Genomic DNA, 22,657 nt, shown 5'->3' with positions numbered 1-22,657 from the left:
CTGCGGTCTCCCGTAAACACAACGGGGTTTCGCGGGGGCCTGAATCCGTCCTTCATGAAATAACCACAGGCACAGAACCGGAACTCCCCCTCCAAGAGCAGGTTTCCCCGTGATAACCACTGCTATTCGCGTCGCTCGGGTGGGCAGCGCGGCAGAACTGGCCGCCGCGGTCCTCATGCTGCTGGGTTATCCCGGCCTCATGGTGGCCGCACTCGTCCCGAACGTGCCCGCCTTCGCGGCGGCGGCCGCCGTCACGTACCTGGCGGACCACTATCTGCATCTCAAGGGCAGCTATCTGATCAACCGCCTCGGCAAGGTGCGCGCCGGGCTGCCGATCCGCTTCCTGATCAGGCAGTTGCTGCTGGTCCTGCTGCTGGCCCGCCTCGACCTCGCGGACAACCTGATCTACTACGGGGCGATCGCCTGCTTCATCGCCTTCTACGGGCTCCAGGCCGCGCAGGGCGCGCTGACCACGCTGATCCGCAACCGGCGCCGGATGCCCGTCGCCACCCGCAACGTCGACCTGGCCGCCCGCATCCGCATCCCGGACGCGCCGCCGCAGCTGCTGCTGAACCGCTCCGGCGAGAAGATGCTGCACCTCGACCTCCTGGCGGTCGTCGGCATACTGGCCGCGGCCCACCTCGACTCGTCCCTCCTCGGTTTCGCCGGCATCGCCGCCACGGTCGCCCTCAGCACCCTGTACGTGCTGGTGCTGGTGCCGTACCTGCGCAGCGACCGGATCCCGCCGAACGCCGACCGGGTGCTCGAAGCCCTCGACGCCTGGCTGGGCGAGTACCGGCCCGAGACGGTGCTGTACTTCTCCGGCTCCAAGGACTCCGCCTACCAGGTCAACATGTGGCTGGAGACCATGGAGCAGCTGGACACCCGTCCGATGATCATCCTGCGCGAGCGCGTGATACTGGAGAAGCTGGCCCCCACCACGGTCCCCGTCGTCTGCGTGCCCGGAGGGGTGCACCTGATGAACATGGACCTGTCCACGGTGCGGGTGGCGCTGTACGCGGCCAACGTCGGCAAGAACATCCACCTGCTGCGCGTGCCCACCATGAAGCACGTCTTCATCGGCCACGGTGACAGCGACAAGATCGCCAGCGTCAACCCGTACAGCAAGGTCTACGACGAGGTGTGGACCGCCGGCCGGGCCGGCCGGGACCGCTACGCCATCGCCGACGTCGGCGTCCGCGACGACGACATCGTCGAGGTCGGGCGCCCCCAGCTGGCGCCGATCCGGACCTGGCAGGGCCCGCCCGGCGACCGCGTGCCGACGGTCCTGTACGCCCCCACCTGGGAGGGCTGGGACGACAACCCGGGCAACACCTCGATCCTGCTGGCCGGGGAGAACATCGTGCGCCGGCTGGTCCGGGCCGAGCCTCCGGTCCGGGTCCTGTACAAGCCGCACCCCTTCACCGGCACCCGCAGCGCCCAGGCGAAGGCCGCCCACCAGCGGATCACCGAGCTCGTGGAGCAGGCCGCCGCCGAGCGGGCCGCCGACCCGCGCTTCACCACCGACACCGCCGCCCAGGCGGAGGCCCGGGCGGACCTGGCGCGGATCGAGGCCCGGCTGGCGGAGCTGACCGCCGGCGGCGACCGGGGCGACGAGGCCGAGGCCACCCGCGACGGCCTGGCCGACATGGTCCGCCACGAGGAGACCGCCCGGCTGCGCGCCGAGTGGAACGACGCCTACTGGCGCTCCTTCCCCGACTGGGAGCACCGGGTCATCACCGGCCCCGAGCCGCTCCTGTACGACTGCTTCAACGTCTCCGAGGCCATGGTCTCCGACATCTCCAGCGTGGTGTCCGACTTCATCGCCAGCGGCAAGCCGTACGCGGTCACGGACTCCGCCGAGCTGGGTGCGGAGGAGTTCAAGCGGCAGAACACGGCGGTGCGGGCCGCGGTGATCCTCGACAACGACGCGGCCGGGCTGGACGGCCTCCTCGACGCCGTCCGCGACCCGTCCGCCGACCCGCTGGCCGAGGACCGGCGGGAGCTCAAGCGCTACCTGCTGGGCCCGGACGAGCCGCCGTCCCTCACCCAGTTCAACACGGCGGTGGCGCAGCTCGCGCTGAAGGCCGAGACCCGCAACCTCGGTCAGGAGTCCCGGATCAGCACCGGGGGTCCCGACGTCGAGATGGCGGACGCGGTCCCGGTCCAGCGGGCGACCGCGAACGGCGACGCGGACGACATCGCCGCGGGCTGACCGCCCCGACGCGCCCGACAGGGCCCGGTCCGGTAGGAGTTGACCCTCCCCGGACCGGGCCCTTCGTCATGCCCGCCCCCCACTGCCGCGCCCGCGCGGCGCCGCGTCACGCGGACCCGGCCGGACGCCTGTGACGTGGAGCACCCCCGAAGGGGTGCGAGGCAACCGCCCCCTTCGAACTCCCGTCTTGCAGGTAGCGAATGAAGTGATACGGGGGAAATGTTCCATTGATGAGGGGGAAGTCATGAGGGGGAAGTCATGAGGGGGGAACGTGACCGTGGCGCAGCCTGATGTCACCGTGGTCATCGGGGCGTACGAAGCGATGCCGTACCTGGTCGAGTGCCTCGCCTCGGTGGAGGCACAGACCATCGGCCCGGAACGCATCGAGGTCATCGCCGTCGACGACGGATCGACGGACGGCACGGGGGAGTACCTGGAGGAGTTCGCGGACCGGGCGCCCATGCCGGTGACCGTCGTCCGGCAGCGGAACTCGGGCGGTCCGAGCGGCCCGCGCAACGTCGGCCTGGCCCGGGCGACCGGCCGCTACGTCTTCTTCCTGGACGCCGACGACCGGCTCGGCGCCGAGGCCCTGGAACGGATGGTCGCCCTGGCCGACCGGGCGGGCACCGACGTGGTCCTGGGCCGGGTGGAAGGCGTCAACCGCAACGCGCCGAAGTCCATGTGGGGCAGAACCCTGGAGCGCACCGACGTGCACTCCTCGCGCATCAAGTACACGCTCAGCGCACAGAAGTTGTTCCGCCGCGCCCTGCTCGACCGGCACGGCATGCGGTTCGACGAGTCGCTGTTCACCGGCGAGGACGCCCTGTTCACCATGGAGGCGTACCTGCGGGCGGACGGCGTGTCCGTGCTCGCCGACTACACCTGCTACTACCTGGTGGGCCGCGAGGACGGCAAGCACGTGACGAAGAGCGGGAGTTACACCCTGCGCTTCGACTCCGCGCGCATGCTGATGAACCTGATAGCCGAGCTCGTGCCGGAGGGGCCCCGGCGGGACGAGCTGATGCTGCGGCCCTTCACCATCACCCTGCTGCCCCAGTTCGGGCCCCGGTTCCTCAAGGACACCGACCAGGTGCGCCGGCACAAGCTGGAGCTCGCCCGGCCGCTGATGGAGGTCCACTTCACCGAGGGCGTCGCCCGGCGGCTGAAGGTGGAGGAGCGGCTGCGCCTGCACCTGGTGGCCCGGCAGCGGCTCGAACCCCTCCTGGACGTCGTGGAGTTCCTCCGCGCCAAGCGGCACCCGCCGGCCGTGCTGGAGCGGCGTGGACGCCGCGTGTACCTCGCCTACCCGCACTTCCGCGACCGGGCGTCCGGCGTGCCGGACGCCGTCTACCTCGCGGGCCCCCGGGAGGCGCGCGCGGTGCCCGGCTACCGCGAGGACACCGGCGGCACCCCGCTGCGCCGCGTGCTGCGCCGGACCCGCCGCCTGCTGTCCGCCGGGGCGAAGCCCGCCCGGGACCGCACCACGGCGGCGGCGTGAGCGGACCGGGACGCACCGGTCGGGCGGGCCGCGTCTGCCGATCGCGGCCCGCCGCCCCGCTCCCGCGAGCGGTCCCGGGCCGGGCTGCCCCGGCCCCGCACGGCGCGACCGGCCCTCACGGCGCGACCGGCCCTCACGGCGCGGCGGGCACCGCCGGGGCCGGTCCGCCGCGACCGGGATGCGCGCCGGGCCCGTGCGACGGCACGGGCCCGCCCGTCCGGCACCGCCGCGGCCTCCGTCCCGGGGCCGCGGCGCTCCGGTGGCACCCGTCCGGCAGTGGGGCGGGTCGCCTCAGACCGTGGCCTGGGTCTGCGCGGGGGACTGACCGCGCTGGGTGGGGAGTTCCGCGATGAGGCGCTGGACGGTACGGGCGCGGTGCTCCTCGGCGGCCTTGCACAGGACCTGCACGGCGTCGTCGAAACGCTGCTGGGAGCTGGGCTCGGCCGGGCCGAGCAGGCGCACCTTCAGCTCGGCGCGGGCGGCGGCCAGCGTGTCGAGCTCCGGGTTGCGCACCGACTCCAGCAGGGCCGGGATCCCGGCCGCGTCCGGCGTCAGCACCGTCGCCGCCACCACCGTCGGGAACGCCTGCCGGAACGCCTCCTCGGACAGCCCGCTGGTGTTGGCCACGGCGTACGGCTTCTCGCTGGCCAGGAAGTCGCTGATCACGCTGGACACGTCACTGATCAGCAGGTCGGCCACGTCGAAGCAGGAGTACAGCGCGGGGCGGACGTCCGTGACGATCTGGTGCTCCCACTCCGGCAGCGACGCCCAGTACGCCTCCTCCCAGGCCGCCGTCGTCCGCGCGACCGCCTCGGCCCGGCCGGGCTCGGGCGCGGACTGCGCCCGCATCCGCTCCACCTGGTCGGCGGATTCGCGGTACGTGGTGGCGGTCAGCCGGTCCAGTTCGGCGGTCAGCCGGGCGAGCTCGCCCGACGGCGCGGGACGGGGGCCGTTGCGGCGACGGTTCGCGGCCCGGATCAGCTCCCGGATGCGCAGGTCGGCGGCGCCCGCCCGGGGGTCCACCGAGCCGGTCAGCGGGTGCGGCTTGTACAGCAGGCGGACGCCCGGGTCGGCGAGCAGCGCCCGCACCAGGTTCTCCCCGGCCTCGACCACCGACGTGTTGCCCGGGTTGCCGTCCCAGCCCTCCCAGGTGGGCGCGTACAGCACGGTCGTGTACGGCCCGGTGGGCGGGCCCGCGTACGGACGCACGGCGTCCAGCTGCGGGCGGCCGATCTCCACCACGTCCTTGTCCTCCACGCCGACCTCGGCCAGCGCGTACCGCTCGCGGGCCGCCGGACCGGCCACCCACACCTCGTCGTACGCCTTCGCGTACGGGTTGCAGGAGGACAGCTTGTCGCTCTCGCCGTGGTTGACGAAGGTGTTCTTGATCGTCGGGATGCGCAGCACCTGCGAGGTCTTGCCGGAGTTGGACGGGTGGATGAGGACCTGGAGGGTGGACTGCTCCAGCCGCATCAGCGTGGACACCTTGGGCAGGCACACGATGGGGATGTCGGTCGGAGCGATCCGCGGCACCATGAACCGCTCACGGAGGATGATCACCGGCCGGGCGTTCAGCTTGGCGATCGGCTCCAGCCACATGTTCGCCTGGTACGCCGAGGAGGGGCCGCCGGAGAAGTACAGGCCGACCGTCGGCTTGTACTCGGCCAGCCAGGCGTCGAACCAGTCGAGCACCTCCTGCTCGCCCGCCGGCCGCCGCCCGGGCAGCAGCCGGACCAGGAGCACGCCGAGGCCGACGAGTCCCAGCAGCACGGACAGGCCCACACCGGCCTGCGCGATCCATCCGGGGGCGTCACCGACCGCGGTGGAGGCGAGCCCGGCCGTGGCGGGCAGCCCGAAGATCAGCAGCCGGTGGCCGGGGCGGCGCAGCAGGGTGGCCGGGGCGGGCGACAGGCGCAGCGCGGAGGCGTCGATGTTGCGGGTCACGACGGGCAGCGTGCGGGTCCGGCGGACCAGGACCGACACGGCCTGGATGGCGCAGTGCAGGGCGTAGAAGACGAGCAGACCCGCGACCAGCGGCGCGTACGTGCCTTCCTGGTCCTGCGCGTCCAGCCGGAGCAGGCCCACCACGAGCAGCAGGTCGCGCAGCACCTGGCGGACGGTGACGTCCGCGTGGGACTTGGCGAACAGCGTCAGCAGGCCGGGCTGCCAGCGGTGGAGCGCGCCCTCCGCCGCCAGGGACACGGCGGTCGCGCCCAGCAGCAGCGGCGCGTGCGGCAGCAGCGCACCGACTGCCTGCGCGACCACGGCGGCCGCGGGGACGGCGAGCAGGAGGAGTTTGGCGGCGGTGTGCTGCCGTGGGGACGAGGGTTCGGGCACTGCGGTCGCTCCAGGTTTGTCGCAGGACGGGCGCCCCAAGTTAACGCGCGTCGGCCTGTTGACGACACGCAGGTGTCCTGAACACCCCGGAGTGACCGGTCCGTGCTAGGAGGCGTCCGTCACAGACCACCCGCGTCGAGCCTCCCGGTACGCCCCTCCGCGGAGGGGTGTCCCGCCGCGTGGACGCTCCGGTGGCCCGCCGTCGCCGGGGCCGGACGATCGGCCCGGGCGTGCCCGCGAGCAGTGCGGCGATGTTGCCGTGGATGCGCGAGCCGAAGGAGTAGTCGAAGTCCCGCAGGTCGTCGAACCAGGTCTGCGGGTCGATGTACACGCGGACCTTGTCCTCGTGGAACATCGGGTGCTCCGGGTGGGTCGGCATCAGTGTGATGCGGCCCGCCGGGGAGTTGACGTCCCGCCAGTGCAGTTGCTTGGCGTCGGTCAGGTTCTGGCCGATGTAGCGGAGGTTGGGGTACCGCTGGTGGGCCAGGTCGACGATGCGGTGCAGTCCGCCGCCGCGCATCGCCGTGTGGGAGCCGTTCACCGCGATCCGCGCGTCGGGCGTGAGGGTCTCGGCCTTCTTCCGCACGTCGAGCCGGTCGCCGTGCAGGAACATCGACGGGCAGCCGATGACCTCCACGTCACGGAAGCCCATCTCGTTGAGGTACCGCTCGGTGAACTCGCCCCGCACGCCGATGGACGCGCTGTGGTCCAGGACCGCCGAGCAGAAGGCGCGCACCGTGGGCTCCATGGCCTTCAGTCGGGCGGCGTCGTAGTCCACCCCGGTCTGCGCGCCCACGCCGAGGACCACGACAGGGATCCTGAGCTTCTCGATCAGCCGGGTCAGGCGCTGCAGGGCGGCCTCGAACGACGGCCGGAAGGCGTTGGCGAGGGGCACCACGAACACGTCGTACTCGTCGTTGATGCGCCCGGCCGCCGCGGGGTCCGCACGCATGCCGTTGGAGACGACCTCGGTGTCCGGCGTCGTGAGGATCTTGTGTGCCGCGTCACTGAAGATCAGGTTGCCTGAGTTGGTGGCGATGACATCCCGGTGAAGCGCGTCTTCCACGGGGATCACGTCGAACGGGCTCTTGCCCGAACGGAGCAGGATGCGTCTCACGGAGGGCCCTTCACGATCTTGAAATGGCACAGATTTTCACCATAGATTTGTCAGATCTTTAATTTCTAGAGGCAACCGATGACACGTTTTTCACATACGCGGTACGTGAGCTTCCGGTCACCCGCGGCGTACCCTCCGCCGCGGTCCGCCGCCCGTCCCGCGGGATGGACCGACGCGCGACGACGGGTCCCCTTCGCGTAGATTGCCGACCGGTGGCCGTACGCACATGAGGGGCAGTGGAACAGCGTGGCAGGGGCAAGACAGGCCGTGAGCGGAGCCCGCAGGATCGTCGTCAAGGTCGGGTCCTCCTCGCTGACCACCGCCTCGGGCGGACTGGACGCCGACCGCGTCGACGCCCTGGTGGACGTGCTCGCCAAGGTGCGCAGCCAAGGAGGCGCCCGCGGGGCCTCGGCCGACAAGGGCGGCGGGAGCCGGGCGGGCGGCGGCGAGCGGGAGATCGTGCTCGTGTCCTCCGGCGCCATCGCCGCCGGACTCGCCCCGCTCGGGCTGAGCCGCCGCCCCCGCGACCTCGCGCGTCAGCAGGCAGCCGCCAGCGTCGGCCAGGGCCTGCTGGTCGCCCGCTACACCGCCTCCTTCGCCCGGTACGGCGTGCGGGTCGGCCAGGTGCTGCTCACCTCCGACGACATGAGCCGCCGCGCCCACCACCGCAACGCCTCCCGCACCCTCGACAAGCTGCTCGCCATGGGCGCCTTCCCGATCGTGAACGAGAACGACACGGTCGCCACCGACGAGATCCGCTTCGGCGACAACGACCGCCTCGCCGCGCTCGTCGCCCATCTCGTCCACGCCGACCTGCTGGTGCTCCTCTCCGACGTGGACGGCGTCTACGACGGCGACCCCGCCAAGCCCGGCACCTCCCGGATATCGGAGGTGCACGGCCCCGGGGACCTCGCCCACGTCGAGATCGGCAGCGCCGGGAAGGCGGGCGTCGGCACCGGCGGCATGGTCACCAAGGTCGAGGCCGCCCGCATCGCCGCCGCCGCGGGCATCCCGGTGGTCCTCACCAGCACCGTCCACGCCGCCGACGCACTCGCCGGCCACGACACCGGCACCTTCTTCCACCCCACCGGCCGGCGCTTCGCCGACCGGCTGCTGTGGCTGAAGCACGCGTCCACCCCGCAGGGCTCGCTCACCCTCGACGACGGGGCGGTGCGCGCGGTCGTCGACCGCCGCATGTCGCTGCTGCCGGCCGGCATCGCGGGCGTCGACGGCGACTTCAGCGCCGGTGACCCGGTCGAACTGCGGGACACCGCCGGCCGGGCGGTGGCCCGCGGTCTGGTCAACTTCGACGCCAAGGAGATCCCCCGGCTGATCGGCCGCTCGACCCACGAACTCGCCCGGGATCTCGGGCCCGCGTACGAACGGGAAGTCGTACACAGGGACGATCTGGTGCTTCTGCATCCGTAATCGGCCGAAACATCCGCCCTCGGTGGTGGACGTTCCGCAAAACCGCCCCACGAGCACCGGCGGCCTGCTCAACTTTGTCCCAGGGACACATCCGCCCGACCCGCGGGCCGGTCCGTGCGCGAAGGAGGCCGTCGTGAGACGAGTACGCCCTGGGACGACGGCGTCCCGCGGTGGTGCCGGCTCCCGGGCGGCCGGCGAGGAACGCACCCTCACCAGCGTCGCGGCCGGGGACCGCTTCGACGGCGGGGAACCCCGCGACCTCCCGCGCCTGTGGCACGTCACCCTCAGCGTCTCCGGCGCCCGCGCCCCCATCGAGGACGTCCGCAGCGCCCTGGAGCAGCTCGCCCACGACCACCCCTTCCTGCTGACCAGCCGCTACGCCGACGACCACGCGGAGATCCGCTACTGGGAGGAGGCCCGCGACCTGCACGACGCCGCGGCCGTGGCCCTGCGCCTGTGGGGCGAGCACCGGCTGACCGCGGGCCTGCCGCCCTGGGAGATCGTCGGCCTGGAGGTCATCGACCGGACCACCTACCACCAGCGGGTCGCCGAGGGCCACGGCCCGGTCCGGGCACATCCCGTAGGGGTCCACCCCTTCTGACCCCGGCGGTCGGGGGGGACGCGGGGCGCGGTGCGGGACGCGGGGTCCAGGAACCCGCCCGGGGCCTCCGCACGTCGGGCAGGGACCCCTGTCGGCGCCGTCCGGGGAGCCGTCCGGCGGCCCTCCCCGGACCCCTCCGGCGGCCCTCCCCGGACCCCTCCGGTGACCCTCCTCGGACCCCTCCGGTGACCCTCCTCGGTCCCCTCCGGAGGGCCGTCCGGGGGCAGAGACCCGCGTCTCGTCGTGTGGGACAGGGTCCGGATCCGGCCCCCTTCCGCACTACCCTTCCCTCATGACCACGCTCTCGCCGCTCGATTCGATGTCCCCGGTCAATCAGGCCGCCTACCGGGCCAAGGGCGCCGCCGCCACCCTCGCGCCGCTCACGCGCGCCGAGAAGGACGACGCCCTGCTCGCCATCGCGGACGCGCTGGAGGTCCGCTCCGGTGAGATCGTCGAGGCCAACGCCCAGGACGTGGCCAAGGCCCGCGAGGCGGGTGTCGGCGACGGTCTGATCGACCGGCTGACCCTGACCCCGGAGCGGGTCCGCGCCATCGCCTCCGACGTGCGCGACGTCGCCGCGCTGCCCGACCCCGTCGGCGAGGTCGTCCGCGGCTCGGCCCTGCCCAACGGCATCGACCTGCGCCAGGTCCGGGTGCCGCTCGGGGTGGTCGGCATGATCTACGAGGGCCGGCCCAACGTCACGGTGGACGCCGCCGCCCTGTGCCTGAAGTCCGGCAACGCCGTCCTGCTGCGCGGCTCCTCGTCCGCCTACCGGTCGAACACCGCCCTGGTGCGGGTGCTGCGCGACGCCGTGCACGGCGCCGGGCTGCCCGCCGACGCCGTCCAGATGGTGCCGGGCGAGAGCCGCGAGAGCGTCCGCGAGCTGATGCGCGCCCGCGGACTGGTCGACGTGCTCATCCCACGCGGCGGCGCCTCCCTGATCAACACCGTCGTGCAGGAGTCCGTCGTCCCGGTCATCGAGACCGGCACCGGCAACTGCCACGTCTACGTCGACGCCCAGGCCGACCTCGACATGGCCGTCGAGATCCTGGTCAACTCCAAGGCCCAGCGGGTCGGCGTCTGCAACGCCGCCGAGACCCTCCTGGTCCACCAGGACATCGCCGCCGACTTCCTGCCCCGCGCCCTCGACGCCCTGGCCGACGCCGGGGTCACGGTGCACGCCGACGAACGCGTCATGGCGTACGCCAAGGACTCCCGGGCCACCGTCGTGGAGGCCACCACGGAGGACTGGGAGACCGAGTACCTCTCCCTCGACATCGCCGCCGCCGTGGTCGACTCCCTCGACCGGGCGGTCGAGCACATCCGCCTGTGGACCTCCGGGCACACCGAGGCCATCGTCACCGCCTCCCAGCAGTCCGCGCGGCGGTTCACCCAGCTGGTGGATTCCACCACCGTCGCGGTGAACGCCTCCACCCGCTTCACCGACGGCGGCCAGTTCGGCTTCGGCGCGGAGATCGGCATCTCCACCCAGAAGCTGCACGCCCGCGGCCCCATGGGTCTGCCCGAGCTGACCAGCACGAAGTACATCGTCACCGGCGACGGGCACGTGCGGCGCTGACCCGCCCGCGGGCGGCGCACTGGCCGGGCGGCGCGGGCCGGCAGCGGCCCGGACGGCCCGGCCCGGCGCGGACGAATTTCCGTACCGTCTGCCCAAATTGACCCCCCAGGTCTACTCTGGATCCGTGCCGGAGGACGTGGGGGGCACGCCGTTCCCGGACGGCTGGGAGCCCGACGACGACCACGACCGCGGGGTGACGGACGAAGAGTTCGCCTCCGTGGTCTTCGACGAGGACTTCGTCCGCGCGGCCCGGGTGCACGAGCCGAGCGCCGTCGAGCGCCTGCTCGCCGCCGCCCGGGCCAGAGCCGAGGCCGCCGAGGCGGAGGCCGCCCGCGGGGACCGGTACCCCGGCCGGTACGGCCACCGCGGCGCCCACGGCCCCGACGACCCGGACGACGACCCGGACGTCCTGGAGGACCCCTACGGCTCCCGCCCCTACGGAGGCCAGGCCCGCTGGCACCGCTCCGTCGCCTGGGTCCTCGCCCTCGTGATGGGCATCGGCATGGTCGCGCTGGCCTTCTCCGCCGTCTACCGGGGCGGCTCCGCGCACCGCCAGGACCCCGTACCGGCGCCCACCTCGACCGTTCCGGAGCGCGACGGCGCCGCCGCCCCCTCCGCCTCCGCCGACTACTCCCGGCCGACCGTCCCCGTGATCCCGCAGGGCCCCTGAGACCCGCCGCCGGCCCGGTGAGGACACGTCAGGACTTGCGGCCCGGCGGGGCGTTTACCCGGGCGCGCCGGGACCTACCCTGAAGGTATGGCAGGGCCTGCGGACCCACCCGAGGGAACCCCCGAGGGCGCCCCCGGTGGTGGTGAGGACGAGTACCGGTCCGTCGTCTTCGACGAGTCCTTCGTCCGTGCTGCCCGCCTCCAGGAGTTCTCCGCCCGGGAACGCATCACCGACCACGCGCCCGCCGTGCGCGACCGGCCCCCGCCGCGCCGGGCGGCCGGACCGTCCCGGCAGGCCCTGATCCTCGTCGTGCTGATCGCCGTCGCCTTCGGCACGGCCGTCTACATGGGCGTGCGCCACCCGTACCAGTCGCCCGCCGCCCGGCAGCCCGCCGACCCCCTGCGCATGACCGTCGTCCCCCTCGCCCCCCGGGGGACGGTGCCCGGGGCCGCGGACGCCGCGCGGCTCTACGCCCGCAGCCCGGCGGCGGGCTTCGCCGGCGGCGCCGAGGGCGTCACGCTGCCCGCCTCCCGGCGCACCGCGCACTTCTCCGACGGCCAGGTCGTGAGCGCCCTGACCACCGCGAAGGACTACATCGTGCGCTCGGCCCTCGACCCCCGGGTCCTGACCGGCGGCGACACCCGCCCGGTGCGGGTGCTGCTCGACCCCGACCAGCTGTCCCAGTTCGACCGCAGCTTCGCCCGGCCCACCGCGGACGGCCGGCACGCGCCCACCGGATGGCTCGTCCGCTTCGACCCCTCCCGCGCGGAGCTCGCCGACGACCGGGTCCGCGTCCGCGGCACGCTCCAGGCCGCCGAGACCGACGCCGGCACGCTGGAGGTCACCGCCGACCACACCTCCGTCTACGCGCTGCGTCCGGCCGGTGCGGGGGACGGGGCCGAGGTGTCGCTGTTCACCGTCCGGCGCGAGCTGCGCTTCCGCTTCGACCACGACGACCTGCGCGCGCACCAGGCCCAGCTCGTCCTCGCCCACGTCCAGGCGGGCCCGCTGTCCTGCGCCGAGGACACCACCGGCCACCTGCGCCCGCTGCTCGCCGGCCAGAGCGCCGACCCGGAGGGACCCACCGGCACCGACCCCTACGCCGTCGACGCCGTTCCCGCCCTGTGCGGTTCCCTGGCCGCGGCCGCCCAGCCGGGCCCCTGAGCCGACCCGCACGACCGGCACCACGACCCACAACCCCAACCTCGACCCGCCCCACGGCCCACACCACAGCCCGCCCCACGGCCCGCACCCGGGGGACGGCCCTCCAGCCCGCCGGCCCTCGACGGACGCGGATGCCCCGGGGGATGCCTACGGACGCGGGGAAGCCGGGCCGCGACGGACGCGCGGGAAGCCGGGGGTGCCGCCGGACGCGGGTCGCGGGAATGCCCCGACCCCGGACGCGCGAACGCCGGGGGCGGCCAGGCCCCCGGCGTTCCGGGTGTCGCGTCACCGCCCCCGGCGGCTCAGCTGTCGTCGCGCGGCGGACGGCTGCCGTTCGCGCCGCCCGTGCCGTCCGTACCGCCGGTGCCGTCCGACGGTCCCGCGTCCCCGGACTCCCGCGAGGGCTTCGAAGAACCCCCGGAGGCGAAGCCGCCGAAGCCGCGGCGGACGCGTTCGCCCAGGTCACCGGCGCCGCCCGCGATGTCGTTGACCAGCTTCATCAGCGGGTCCTTGGAGTTCCTCACCTCGCCGGCGTAGCTGCTCGCCGACTCCCGCCAGGAGTCCCGGACCGAGGCGTCCCCGTCCTCGTCGCGGCGCGGGTAGTGGCCGTCCATGATCCGCTGGAAGTCCCGGGAGGCATGCCACTTCTTCAGCTCGGCGGCGCGCACCGTGGTGAAGGGGTGCGAGCGGGGCAGCACGTTGAGGATCTTCAGCACCGAGTCGCGCAGGTCGCCCGAGGCCTCGTACTCGTCGGCCTGCTCCAGGAACGCGTCCACGTTCATCTCGTGCAGGTGGTTGCCGCCCGCGATCTTCATCAGGCCGCGCATCGACGCCGTCAGGTCCTGGCCGACCAGCAGCCCCGCCCGGTCCGCGGACAGCTCCGACTTGCGGAACCACTCGCGCAGCGCCGTCACGATCGCCATGATCGCGATGTTGCCGAGCGGGATCCAGGCGACCCGGACCGCCAGCGAGGTCAGGAACAGCAGGATCGTCCGGTACACCGCGTGCCCCGACAGGGCGTGCCCGACCTCGTGGCCGACGACCGCCCGCATCTCCTCCTCGTCGAGCAGCTCGACCAGCCCCGTGGTCACCACGATGATCGGCTCGTCGAGGCCGATGCACATGGCGTTGGGGTTCGGGTCCTGCTTGACGTACATCGGCGGGACCTTCTCCAGGTCCAGGATGTAGCAGGCGTCCCGCAGCATGTCGTTGAGGTGCGCGAACTGCCGGTCGGAGACCCGCACCGAGTCGGACAGGAACAGCAGCCGGAGGCTGCGCTCGGGCAGCAGGCCGCTCAGGGCCTTGAAGACGGTGTCGAAACCGGTCAGCTTGCGCAGCGCCACCAGGGCGGAGCGGTCGGCCGGGTGTTCGTAGGCCCGCGAGGAGATTCCGGGGAAGCGCCTGCGCTGCCTGCTCGGCACGTTCTCGTGCCCGTTGTGCTGATGGCCGTCGGACATCTTTCCCCCAGTGCGTCTGAGTGACCTGTGCGGATCCCGTGCCGCCCGTGTACTCCTCCGAGGCGAACCCCAGCTTAGGGCCTGTCGTCACCTTCCCGTCGTCCGCCGAGGGCGGGCCGTGCGGACGGGCGTCCGGCCGAGGAGACCGCACGCGGAACGCCGCCGGGCTCCAGGCACAAGGACGACACAGCCCCGCGGATGGTTGCCTGTCCCGCCCGTCGCCGAGGCGTCGCCGCACCACAACGGCGGAGTCGGCGTGATCACCGGAAGGGCCCCCGCTTACGATGTCCGGACGTCCTTGTCCCGCCCACAAGCGATAGGTCCTGCCGAAGATGAGCATCCAGAGCACCGCCGCCCAGTTGGTCACTCTCGCCGCCGAGGGCGGGGGCCACGGCGGCAACCACGAGAGCCTCAACCCCTACCTCGCCGGCGGCGGAGCCCTGTTCGTGCTCCTGCTGCTGCTGTTCATCACCACCCGCTTCAACCGCGACCGCTGAGCCCTCGGCGGCCACCGCCGCGACGGGCCCGGACGGGGCATCCGGAACGGGCCGGTAGGGTCTGCTCGCATGGAGCAGGACATGCCTACCGGCCCGGCGGACGGCACGGCCGGTGAGACGACACGCGGCGACGGCGGGCACCGCCCCGCGCCCCGCCGCGCGGCCGACGGCCCGGGCAGCGGCCCGGCCGGGCAGGGCAAGCGCCGTCTGGGTGTCATGGGCGGCACCTTCGACCCCATCCACCACGGCCACCTGGTGGCGGCCAGCGAGGTCGCCGCGCGCTTCCACCTCGACGAGGTGGTCTTCGTGCCCACCGGCCAGCCGTGGCAGAAGAGCCACCGCACGGTCTCCCCGGCGGAGGACCGCTACCTGATGACGGTCGTCGCCACGGTGGAGAACCCGCAGTTCTCGGTGAGCCGCATCGACATCGACCGCGGCGGCCCCACCTACACGGTGGACACCCTGCGCGACCTCAGCGCGCTCAACCCCGACACCGACCTGTTCTTCATCACGGGCGCCGACGCCCTCGCCCAGATCCTCACCTGGCGCGACAGCGAGGAACTGTTCTCCCTGGCGCACTTCATCGGCGTCACCCGGCCCGGACACCACCTGAGCGACGCCGGGCTCCCCGAGGGCGGGGTCTCCCTGATCGAGGTGCCCGCCCTCGCCATCTCCTCCACGGACTGCCGTGCGAGAGTCGCCAAGGGAGACCCCGTCTGGTACCTGGTGCCGGACGGAGTCGTGCGCTACATCGCCAAACGCGAGCTGTATCGCGGCGAGTGAGCCGAGAGGGGCACCGGTGAACGACGGATACGACGCGGGGTACGGGAACGGCGGGGACGGGTCGCAGTACGAGCTGGTCGGCTACGACGCCTACGGACAGCCCGTCTACCGGCAGGTCCATGCCCCGCAGCAGCCGCCCGCCCACGACCCGTACGGCTCCTACGACCCCTACCACCCGCAGCAGGCCCCCGCCCCCAGCGCCCCGTACCAGCGGCAGGACGGGCAGGGCCACGGCTACGACCCGTACGCCACCGGCACCGGACAGCAGCAGCCCTCCCACGACCCGTACGGGAACCGGGAGCACCGGCCCGCCCACGACCCCTACGGCACCCCGCAGCAGCCGCCCGCCCAGGACCCGTACGACCCGTACGGGTCCTACGACCCCTACGGGCAGGCCACGGCCGCCGGCGGCGCCCCGGCCGCCCCCTACACCGACCCCTACGGCCACCCGCAGGGCGCCCCCGGCGGCAGCGGGCAGCAGCCCCGGACCGCCGAGCAGACCGCGCACATCCCGCAGCAGGCCCGCCCGGTCGACGACGAGGACCTCCCGGCCTCAGGCGACGGCGACGGCGAACCGGAGTATCGCACCGAGCAGTTCGCCTTCGTCGAGGAGCCGGACGGCGACTCCGAGGACGTCATCGACTGGCTGAAGTTCACCGAGAACCGCACCGAGCGCCGCGAGGAGGCCAAGCGCCGGGCCCGCAGCCGCATCATCGCCCTGACCGTGGTGTTCGCCCTGGTCGTCGCCGGCGGCGTCGGCTACCTCTGGTACGCCGGGAAGCTGCCCGGCCTGTCCGGCTCCGGCACCGGTACCGGCACCACCACGGCCGCGGGCGCGCAGAAGCGGGACGTGATCGTCGTCCACCTGCACGACACCAAGAAGGGCGGCACCGCCACCGCCCTGCTCGTCGACAACACCACCACCAAGCAGGGCACCACCGTCCTGCTGCCCAACTCCCTCGCCCTCACCGCGGACGACGGCACCACCACCACGCTCGCCAAGTCCGTCGAGGACGACGGCTCCGGCGGCACCCGCGGCGCGCTCGACGCGGTCCTCGGCACCGACATCGAGGGCACCTGGCGCCTGGACACCCCCTACCTGCAGAACCTCGTCGACCTGGTCGGCAACATCGACATCGACACCGACGCGGACGTGCCCGACCCGTCCGCCAAGAAGAAGGGCCAGGCGCCCCTGGTCCGCAAGGGCAGCAGCCAGACCCTCAGCGGCAAGATGGCCGTCGCCTACGCCACGCACCGCGCCTCCGGGGAGGGGCAGAACGCCCAGCTGGAGCGGTTCGGCCAGGTCATGCAGGGCGTGCTGCGCAAGATGACCTCCGACCCGGACGCGGCGACGCTCACCGTCCAGACGCTGGGCCAGATCATCGAGCCGCCGCTGACCGACAAGGACCTCGGCTCCTTCCTGGCCCGGCTCTCCGACCTCGCCAAGGGCGGTGACCACACGACCGCCCTGCTGCCCGTCGAGGACGACGGCACCCTCACCGCCGAGGCGAGCGACGAGGTGGTCAAGAAGGTGCTCGGCGGCACCGCCAAGAGCCCCGACCAGGACGCCGCCGTCAGCGTCTCGGTGCGCAACGCCACCGGTGTGAAGGACCACACGGAGAAGGCCCGCGTGGTGCTCCTCAACGGCGGCTTCACCTTCCTGGAGGGCGGCACCGCGAGCGCCGCGGCGACCTCCGAGGTGGTCTACGCCGACGCCGCCGACAAGGAGAACGCGTCCGAGGTCGCCAAGACCCTGGGGCTGCCCGCCTCGGCCGTCACCAAGGGGGAGATCTCCGCCAACGCCCGCGTCGCGGTGGTCCTCGGCCAGGACTACGACCCCGGGTCGTAGACGGGCGTGCCGCCCCGGGGGCGCGGCGGAGTGCGTCCCCGGGCCGTGGTCGCGGCGGAGTGCGTTCCCGGGCCGTGGTCGCGGCCGGGGGCCCGGTGCACCCGCCGTGGTCACGCGTTATCGCGTGGGGTGCGCTGGGCGGTCCGTGAGACCCTGGGGGCAACCGACCACCGACCGAAAGCCGTGCAGTGACCGCAACCGACCGTTCCCTCCAGCTCGTCACCACCGCCGCCCAGGCGGCCGCCGACAAGCTGGCGCACGACATCGTCGCCTACGACGTCAGTGACGTGCTGTCCATCACCGACGCCTTCGTGCTCGCCTCCGCCCCCAACGACCGTCAGGTCAAGTCGATCGTCGACGAGATCGAGGAGCGGCTCGCCAAGGAACTCGGCGCCAAGCCGGTGCGCCGCGAGGGCGACCGCGAGGCCCGCTGGGTGCTGCTCGACTACGTCGACATCGTCGTCCACGTCCAGCACAGCGAGGAGCGCGTCTTCTACGCCCTGGAGCGGCTGTGGAAGGACTGCCCCGAGCTGGACCTGCCCGCCGACGCGGTGGCCTCCCGGGGCAAGGCCGAGGAGCACGCCCGGCAGCTGGAGGCGGAGGCCGCCGAGGCCACGGAGCCGGGTGGTGAGTGGCGGTGAGCGCCGCCACCGACACGGCCCGGGCCGGCCGGGGCCGTCGCGTCATCCTGTGGCGGCACGGCCAGACCTCCTGGAACGTGGAACGCCGCTTCCAGGGCAGCACCGACGTGGAGCTCACCGGGACCGGTGTCTCCCAGGCCCGCCGTGCGGCCCGGCTGCTGGCGGGCCTGCAACCGGACGCGATCATCGCCTCCGACCTGAAGCGGGCCGCGGCGACCGCGGCCGAGCTGGCCGCGCTCACCGGTCTTCCGGTGACCCACGACGAGGCGCTGCGGGAGACCTACGCGGGCTCCTGGCAGGGGCTGACGCACGACGAGATCATCGCCCGCCACGGCGACGAGTACCGCGCCTGGAAGCGCGGTGAGCCGGTCCGCCGGGGCGGCGGCGAGCTGGAGAGCGAGGTCGCCGACCGCGCCGCTCCCGTGGTGCTGCGGCACGTGGAGAAGCTGCCCGAGGACGGCACGCTCGTCGTGGTCAGCCACGGCGGCACGATCCGCACGACCATCGGCCGCCTGCTCGGTCTCGCCCCGCACGACTGGGAGAGCCTCGGCGGCCTCACCAACTGCTGCTGGTCCGTCCTGGGCCAGGGTGCCCGCGGCTGGCGTCTGCTGGAGCACAACGCCGGCACCCTGCCGGAACCGGTGCTCGGCGACGACGACTGACCGCCCGCGGACCGGCCCCGGCGCGGCCCGGGACCCGGATTTCACTTTCCGGCAGGTCGCAGGCTAAAGTTCTTCTTGTTCGCCCCGCCGAGCGGGGCGAAACACCATGTGAGCCGATCACATGGGGCAAGGGGCTATAGCTCAGTTGGTAGAGCGCCTGCATGGCATGCAGGAGGTCAGGAGTTCAATTCTCCTTAGCTCCACATCACGAAGATCCCGTCCTCCGTCAGAGGGCGGGATTTTTCGTCGCCCGCGCTTGAGCAGGAACGCTCCGCCGGGCGTATACCTCTACGAGGCGCCGGGCCGAGTCCCGAACGTATCCCGGCGTCGCTGACCGTATTGGCCCGGTCGTGGCAGAATCAAACGGCCGGAAGGGGGCGCGGCCCGACGGGAGGGAGTAGCGATGCCTGCGAGCATCTTCGGGGAGGGCGACCGCCTCCTCGGAGCGGTGGTGACCCGACGCACCTCGACCCGACTCGCCTGCCCTTCCTGCGGTTCCGCGCACGTCGCCCAGGTCCTCGGGGACAACGGTGGCATTTCCTACGTGTGCACGGCCTGCGGCCACAGCTGGAGCTGAGCGATGGGTGCACACAGGCGGAAGTGCGACTGGTGCGGCAGCGGGACGCCGATCGTACGGGACATGGAGCCGCTCAACCCCGAGTACCAGTACTGGTGCGAGGAGTGCGCGCGGGCGCTGATCATAAAGGGCGACCCCATCGAGACCTACCGGGAGCTCGAGGGCGAACCGATCTACGGCCGGCTGCTGGAGGAGCACTGCACGCTGAAGCGGTTCTACTCGTTCGTCACGGCCTGAGCGTCCTCGAGCGTCTGCGAGCGCCTTCGAGGGCATTTGGTGCATAGCCGAGCGAAGCGAAACCGATTTGGTGTTGGCCCGGGTGGACCGTGTAAAGTTGGCGTCGCCGCCGGGGAAACCGGGCGGAACACAGCACGGGGCTATAGCTCAGTTGGTAGAGCGCCTGCATGGCATGCAGGAGGTCAGGAGTTCAATTCTCCTTAGCTCCACAGAAGTCGAAGGCGGATCATCCTCCCGGATGATCCGCCTTCGGCGTTGTACGGGCTGGTGTGCGGGGCCGGCCGAGCGGCCCGGGGCGGTCGGGGCCCCGGGCCCGGTCTCAGCGGCCCAGGGCGCGCCGGCCGCGGCCCTGGGACAGCACCGGAAGATTGCGCGAGGGGGCCTTGGCGCGGGGCGCCTCGTCCTCGATGCGCAGCGCCAGCGCCGGGCAACGGCGCACCGCCCGCAGGGCCTTGGCCTCCGCGAACCGCGGGACCTCCGCCTGTGCCACGGTCGGGAAGCCGTCCGCGCCGAGCTGGAACACCTCGGGAAGGATGTCCGCGCACAGGCCGTGGCCCCGGCACAGCGTCCAGTCCACGTAGATCTTCTGGCGGCTGGGGCCGTTCTCCTCGCCTCCGCCGCCGGGGATGCCCGTAGGGGCCCTGCCGCCCTCGAACAGCGGCAGGACGCCCGCCACGGGCCGTCCGCAGCCGTTGCCGAGGACGTGGGCGGCGAGGTCGTCGGTGAACGCCTTGACGGTCGACTCCAGGAACATCGCGGAGCCGTCCGGGTGCGAGCACGCGCCGCGCCGCTTCACGTTCTTGGCGACCTGCTTGACGGCCTCCAGGGCGGCCGGACCGCCCCCGTTGAGGATGTCCTCCAGGCCGCGCGCGGCGGCCGGCAGACCCAGGTAGCAGGGGCCGCACTGGCCGGCGCTCTCCTCCGCCAGCCACTTCGCCACCATCAGCGACTCGCCCAGCGGACAGGTGTCCTGACTGATCGGCAGGATCGCCCCGGCGCCCAGCGAACCGCCCACCGCGTCCAGGGAGTTGCGGGAGACGATCGCCTCGTCGACGGTGGCCGCGTCGATCCACTTGCCGTGGTAGCCGCCGGTCAGCACGCCCTGCGGCACCGGGGGTGCTCCGGCCAGCTGGAGGACGTAGCGCAGCGGCACGCCCGTGGGCACCTCGACCACCATGGGGCGGGCCACCGCCCCGGACACCGTCAGCATGACGGTGCCCGGCTCGTCGTACAGGCCGGTGTTGCCGTAGCGCTCCGGGCCGATGCGGGCCGCGATGGCCAGTTGGGCGAAGGTCTCGGCGTTGGAGAGCAGCGTGGGGGCGCCGCCGACGCCGTTCTTCGAGGCGCTGGTCTTGCGGCCCGGCGGGATGGCCGGGCCGCCGTCGATCGAGCGGATCAGGGAGGCGGCGGCGCCGGTGACCATCCGCACCGGGTTGCGCTGCACGCGGGCGCGCAGCGCCGACCGGCGGCCGTTGTTCAGGCCGCGTTCGGCGAGCGCGGCCTCCATGGAGCGCTGGGTGGACTCCCGGGTGACCCCCACCACGAGCGTGCGGGCCCCCATCGCCTCGGCGCACAGCAGCGCGCCGTCCAGGATCAGGTGCGGGGCACGGTTGATCATCACCGTGTCCTTGCGGCAGGCCGGTTCGTCCTCACTGCCGTTGACGACGACGACCGGCCGGACGCCGCGCTTGATCGCCGTCTCGGCGACCGAGCGCAGCTTCTTGTGGAAGGGGAAGCCCGCGCCGCCGCGCCCCCTGAGGTTGATGCGTTCGGCGAGCTGGGCGAGCTGTTCGCCGCCCATGGGTTCGAGCGGCCCGTGCACCTTGAGGTGCATGGGGAGGTCGAGCCGGTCGACAAGGTCGAAGCCCGACGTGAGCTGGGGAAGGCCGACGACGCGGACTTCGGGGACGTCGGGCAGGGCCTCGTTCACTTAAAGCCTCCGGAAGGCGTGTTCCAAGGTTCGCCCGATCCCGGTGCGTCGAAGTCGTAGGTGGACGACGGCGACGCACCGGGGCGTGTTTCAGTGGCGGGACCGCTGTTGTACGTGTCATCCGGGTTGTACGTGCCGTAGAGGCCGTTCGTCTCACCGGTGTCGTACACGTCACGTGAACCGTACGGCGCCGCGGGCGAATTGTCGTAGGTCGGGATGTTGTATCCGGTGTCCTGGAGCGGGTCGTAGGCCGACGGCGGTGCCTCGCCGACGGGGGGCGGGGACGGGATCGGCCAGTTGCCGGAGGTGCTGGAGGGGCCGTCCATCCGCGGGACGGCCTCCGTCACCTGGAGGTCCGGCGGCAGTTCCATGCGGGCGGTCCGGTCCGCCGCGAAGGGCTGCTGCGGCACCGAGGGCGCGACGGGCGCGGCGGGCGCCGACACCGCGCGGTAGGCGGCGGCGAAGCCGTTCGCCGGTTCCGGTGCGGGCCGTTCCGCCGTCTCGTACAGCGATCCGGGGGAGCCGGTCGAACCGGCGAACGCGGCCGGGCCGCCGGTGCGCTGCTGCCGGGACCCGCGCGGGTCCTCGTACCCGCCGAGGGCGCTCTCGGCGGCCCGGGAGCGGCTCTCCTCCAGCCGGTCCCGGCCGCCCTGCTGGTCGAGGCCGGCGACCAGGCCGGAGAGCCGGTCGGCGATCTTGCGCTTGACCGGGCGCGGGGCGGCGCGCAGGACGAGCGCGGTCAGCACGCCGAGCAGGGACAGGCCGTACAGGATCAGGAAGACCGGCTTGGCCTCCCGGCCTGCGAAGAGTCCGTGCACCAGGGCGGCGCACCAGGCCGGGTAGGCCAGCATGTGCATCGCCCGCCAGCGCGCCGCGACCGGCGCCGGGGTGGCGAAGCGGTTGCGCAGCACACCGGTGATGCCCACGAAGATCATCAGGAAGCCGGCCAGGGTGCCCAGGCCGACCAGGAAGCTTCTCCCCATGACGGCCTCGTCGTCCGTCAGGGCGAGGCCGAACGGGATCACCGCCGCGATCCAGGAGACGTGGTCCTGGCCGATCTTGATGCCGATGTGCACGATCAGGAAGACGATCGAGGCGACCGCGGTCGACCGGTGGACCCCCTGGGCCAGGATCCGCTGGCGGGGGCCGAGCAGGATCCGGTCCTGCGCCACCAGCCCCCAGATCACCGAGCAGCTCAGGCAGACCAGGGACAGGACGCCCACGCCGAAGCTCAGGAACTCGGCGAGCCAGTCGTCCGCGGTGCTGTCGTGCGGATTCATGACGCACCTCCCGGCGTCACGACTCGGAGCGGGCACAGCAAATCCGCAGCCGACCCGCCCCGTGCGGGAGGTGGGCTGCTGTCCGGGCGACGGTTCATGGGGCAACTCCGAGGTATCGGTAAAGCGGTCCCGGGG

19 protein-coding genes and 2 tRNA genes are annotated in these 22,657 nt (G+C 72.8%); 16 read left to right on the top strand and 5 right to left on the bottom strand.

The genetic code is table 11. The features are described from left to right. Positions 1-139 precede the first annotated feature (139 nt). Positions 140-2,215 (top strand): hypothetical protein, encoded by a 2,076-nt coding sequence (locus AB0F01_RS04110; RefSeq protein WP_362089695.1) that lies wholly within the window; start codon positions 140-142, stop codon positions 2,213-2,215. Positions 2,216-2,486: 271 nt separating this feature from the next. Continuing rightward, positions 2,487-3,713: a glycosyltransferase family 2 protein gene (locus AB0F01_RS04105; protein ID WP_362089693.1), complete on the top strand. Its 1,227-nt coding sequence runs from the start codon at positions 2,487-2,489 to the stop codon at positions 3,711-3,713. Positions 3,714-4,004: 291 nt separating this feature from the next. On the opposite strand, the gene AB0F01_RS04100 is transcribed toward AB0F01_RS04105, so the two are convergent. After that, positions 4,005-6,050, bottom strand: coding sequence for a hypothetical protein (locus tag AB0F01_RS04100; RefSeq protein ID WP_362089691.1), 2,046 nt, complete (start codon positions 6,048-6,050; stop codon positions 4,005-4,007). Between the two features lie 40 nt (positions 6,051-6,090). Then, positions 6,091-7,167 (bottom strand): polysaccharide pyruvyl transferase family protein, encoded by a 1,077-nt coding sequence (locus tag AB0F01_RS04095; protein ID WP_362089689.1) that lies wholly within the window; start codon positions 7,165-7,167, stop codon positions 6,091-6,093. A 246-nt stretch (positions 7,168-7,413) separates the two neighbouring features. Between AB0F01_RS04095 and proB the strand changes: the two genes are divergently transcribed. The 5 genes from proB (at position 7,414) to AB0F01_RS04070 (ending at position 12,609) form a co-directional block, all read left to right on the top strand. Beyond that, the gene (gene proB / locus AB0F01_RS04090) at positions 7,414-8,595 is read left to right on the top strand and encodes a glutamate 5-kinase (protein WP_362089687.1); all 1,182 of its coding nucleotides are present in this window, start codon (positions 7,414-7,416) and stop codon (positions 8,593-8,595) included. Positions 8,596-8,728: 133 nt separating this feature from the next. Beyond that, a complete protein-coding gene (locus tag AB0F01_RS04085; RefSeq protein WP_362089685.1) occupies positions 8,729-9,196 on the top strand; it encodes a hypothetical protein in 468 nt (155 codons plus the stop codon). 292 nt (positions 9,197-9,488) lie between these two features. Further along, positions 9,489-10,775 (top strand): glutamate-5-semialdehyde dehydrogenase, encoded by a 1,287-nt coding sequence (locus AB0F01_RS04080; RefSeq protein WP_362089683.1) that lies wholly within the window; start codon positions 9,489-9,491, stop codon positions 10,773-10,775. Positions 10,776-10,872: 97 nt separating this feature from the next. Then, positions 10,873-11,445, top strand: coding sequence for a hypothetical protein (locus tag AB0F01_RS04075; RefSeq protein WP_362089681.1), 573 nt, complete (start codon positions 10,873-10,875; stop codon positions 11,443-11,445). A gap of 87 nt (positions 11,446-11,532) precedes the next feature. After that, positions 11,533-12,609, top strand: a complete 1,077-nt coding sequence (locus tag AB0F01_RS04070) for a hypothetical protein (protein WP_362089679.1) — start codon at positions 11,533-11,535, stop codon at positions 12,607-12,609. A 302-nt stretch (positions 12,610-12,911) separates the two neighbouring features. On the opposite strand, the gene AB0F01_RS04065 is transcribed toward AB0F01_RS04070, so the two are convergent. After that, positions 12,912-14,066, bottom strand: coding sequence for a M48 family metallopeptidase (locus AB0F01_RS04065; RefSeq protein WP_362089677.1), 1,155 nt, complete (start codon positions 14,064-14,066; stop codon positions 12,912-12,914). A gap of 332 nt (positions 14,067-14,398) precedes the next feature. Here AB0F01_RS04065 and AB0F01_RS04060 point away from each other — a divergent pair, with 332 nt between their 5' ends. The 9 genes from AB0F01_RS04060 (at position 14,399) to AB0F01_RS04020 (ending at position 19,521) form a co-directional block, all read left to right on the top strand. Next, positions 14,399-14,563, top strand: coding sequence for a hypothetical protein (locus AB0F01_RS04060; RefSeq protein WP_362089675.1), 165 nt, complete (start codon positions 14,399-14,401; stop codon positions 14,561-14,563). Between the two features lie 69 nt (positions 14,564-14,632). Next, entirely contained in the window at positions 14,633-15,346 is a 714-nt protein-coding gene (gene nadD / locus AB0F01_RS04055) for a nicotinate-nucleotide adenylyltransferase (RefSeq protein WP_362089673.1), read from the top strand. Between the two features lie 16 nt (positions 15,347-15,362). After that, complete coding sequence (locus AB0F01_RS04050; RefSeq protein WP_362089671.1) at positions 15,363-17,195, top strand: LytR C-terminal domain-containing protein; 1,833 nt, start codon at positions 15,363-15,365, stop codon at positions 17,193-17,195. 188 nt (positions 17,196-17,383) lie between these two features. Further along, on the top strand, positions 17,384-17,836 hold the full coding sequence (gene rsfS, locus AB0F01_RS04045) for a ribosome silencing factor (RefSeq protein WP_362089669.1): 453 nt from the start codon (positions 17,384-17,386) through the stop codon (positions 17,834-17,836). Then, entirely contained in the window at positions 17,833-18,498 is a 666-nt protein-coding gene (locus tag AB0F01_RS04040) for a histidine phosphatase family protein (protein ID WP_362089668.1), read from the top strand. The genes rsfS and AB0F01_RS04040 overlap by 4 nt, the downstream gene beginning before the upstream one ends. Before the next feature lie 130 nt (positions 18,499-18,628). Continuing rightward, positions 18,629-18,701, top strand: a tRNA-Ala gene (locus AB0F01_RS04035). Between the two features lie 200 nt (positions 18,702-18,901). Further along, on the top strand, positions 18,902-19,075 hold the full coding sequence (locus tag AB0F01_RS04030) for a hypothetical protein (RefSeq protein ID WP_362089666.1): 174 nt from the start codon (positions 18,902-18,904) through the stop codon (positions 19,073-19,075). Positions 19,076-19,078: 3 nt separating this feature from the next. Continuing rightward, positions 19,079-19,312: a hypothetical protein gene (locus tag AB0F01_RS04025; RefSeq protein WP_004988233.1), complete on the top strand. Its 234-nt coding sequence runs from the start codon at positions 19,079-19,081 to the stop codon at positions 19,310-19,312. 136 nt (positions 19,313-19,448) lie between these two features. Next, positions 19,449-19,521 (top strand) — tRNA-Ala (locus AB0F01_RS04020). A gap of 110 nt (positions 19,522-19,631) precedes the next feature. Here the strand turns inward: AB0F01_RS04020 and AB0F01_RS04015 are convergent. Beyond that, on the bottom strand, positions 19,632-21,242 hold the full coding sequence (locus AB0F01_RS04015; RefSeq protein WP_362089664.1) for an NADH-ubiquinone oxidoreductase-F iron-sulfur binding region domain-containing protein: 1,611 nt from the start codon (positions 21,240-21,242) through the stop codon (positions 19,632-19,634). After that, positions 21,239-22,522 carry a cytochrome b/b6 domain-containing protein gene (locus AB0F01_RS04010; RefSeq protein ID WP_362089662.1) on the bottom strand — a complete coding sequence of 428 codons (1,284 nt, stop codon included), beginning with the start codon at positions 22,520-22,522 and terminating at the stop codon, positions 21,239-21,241. Before AB0F01_RS04010 ends, AB0F01_RS04015 begins: the two co-directional genes overlap by 4 nt. Between the last annotated feature and the right edge of the window lie 135 nt (positions 22,523-22,657).

It is taken from the genome of Streptomyces sp. NPDC029526, assembly GCF_040637405.1.
Classification (GTDB): domain Bacteria; phylum Actinomycetota; class Actinomycetes; order Streptomycetales; family Streptomycetaceae; genus Streptomyces.
Note: the sequence above shows the minus strand (reverse complement) of the source record. Positions and strands in the feature narration are given on the sequence as shown.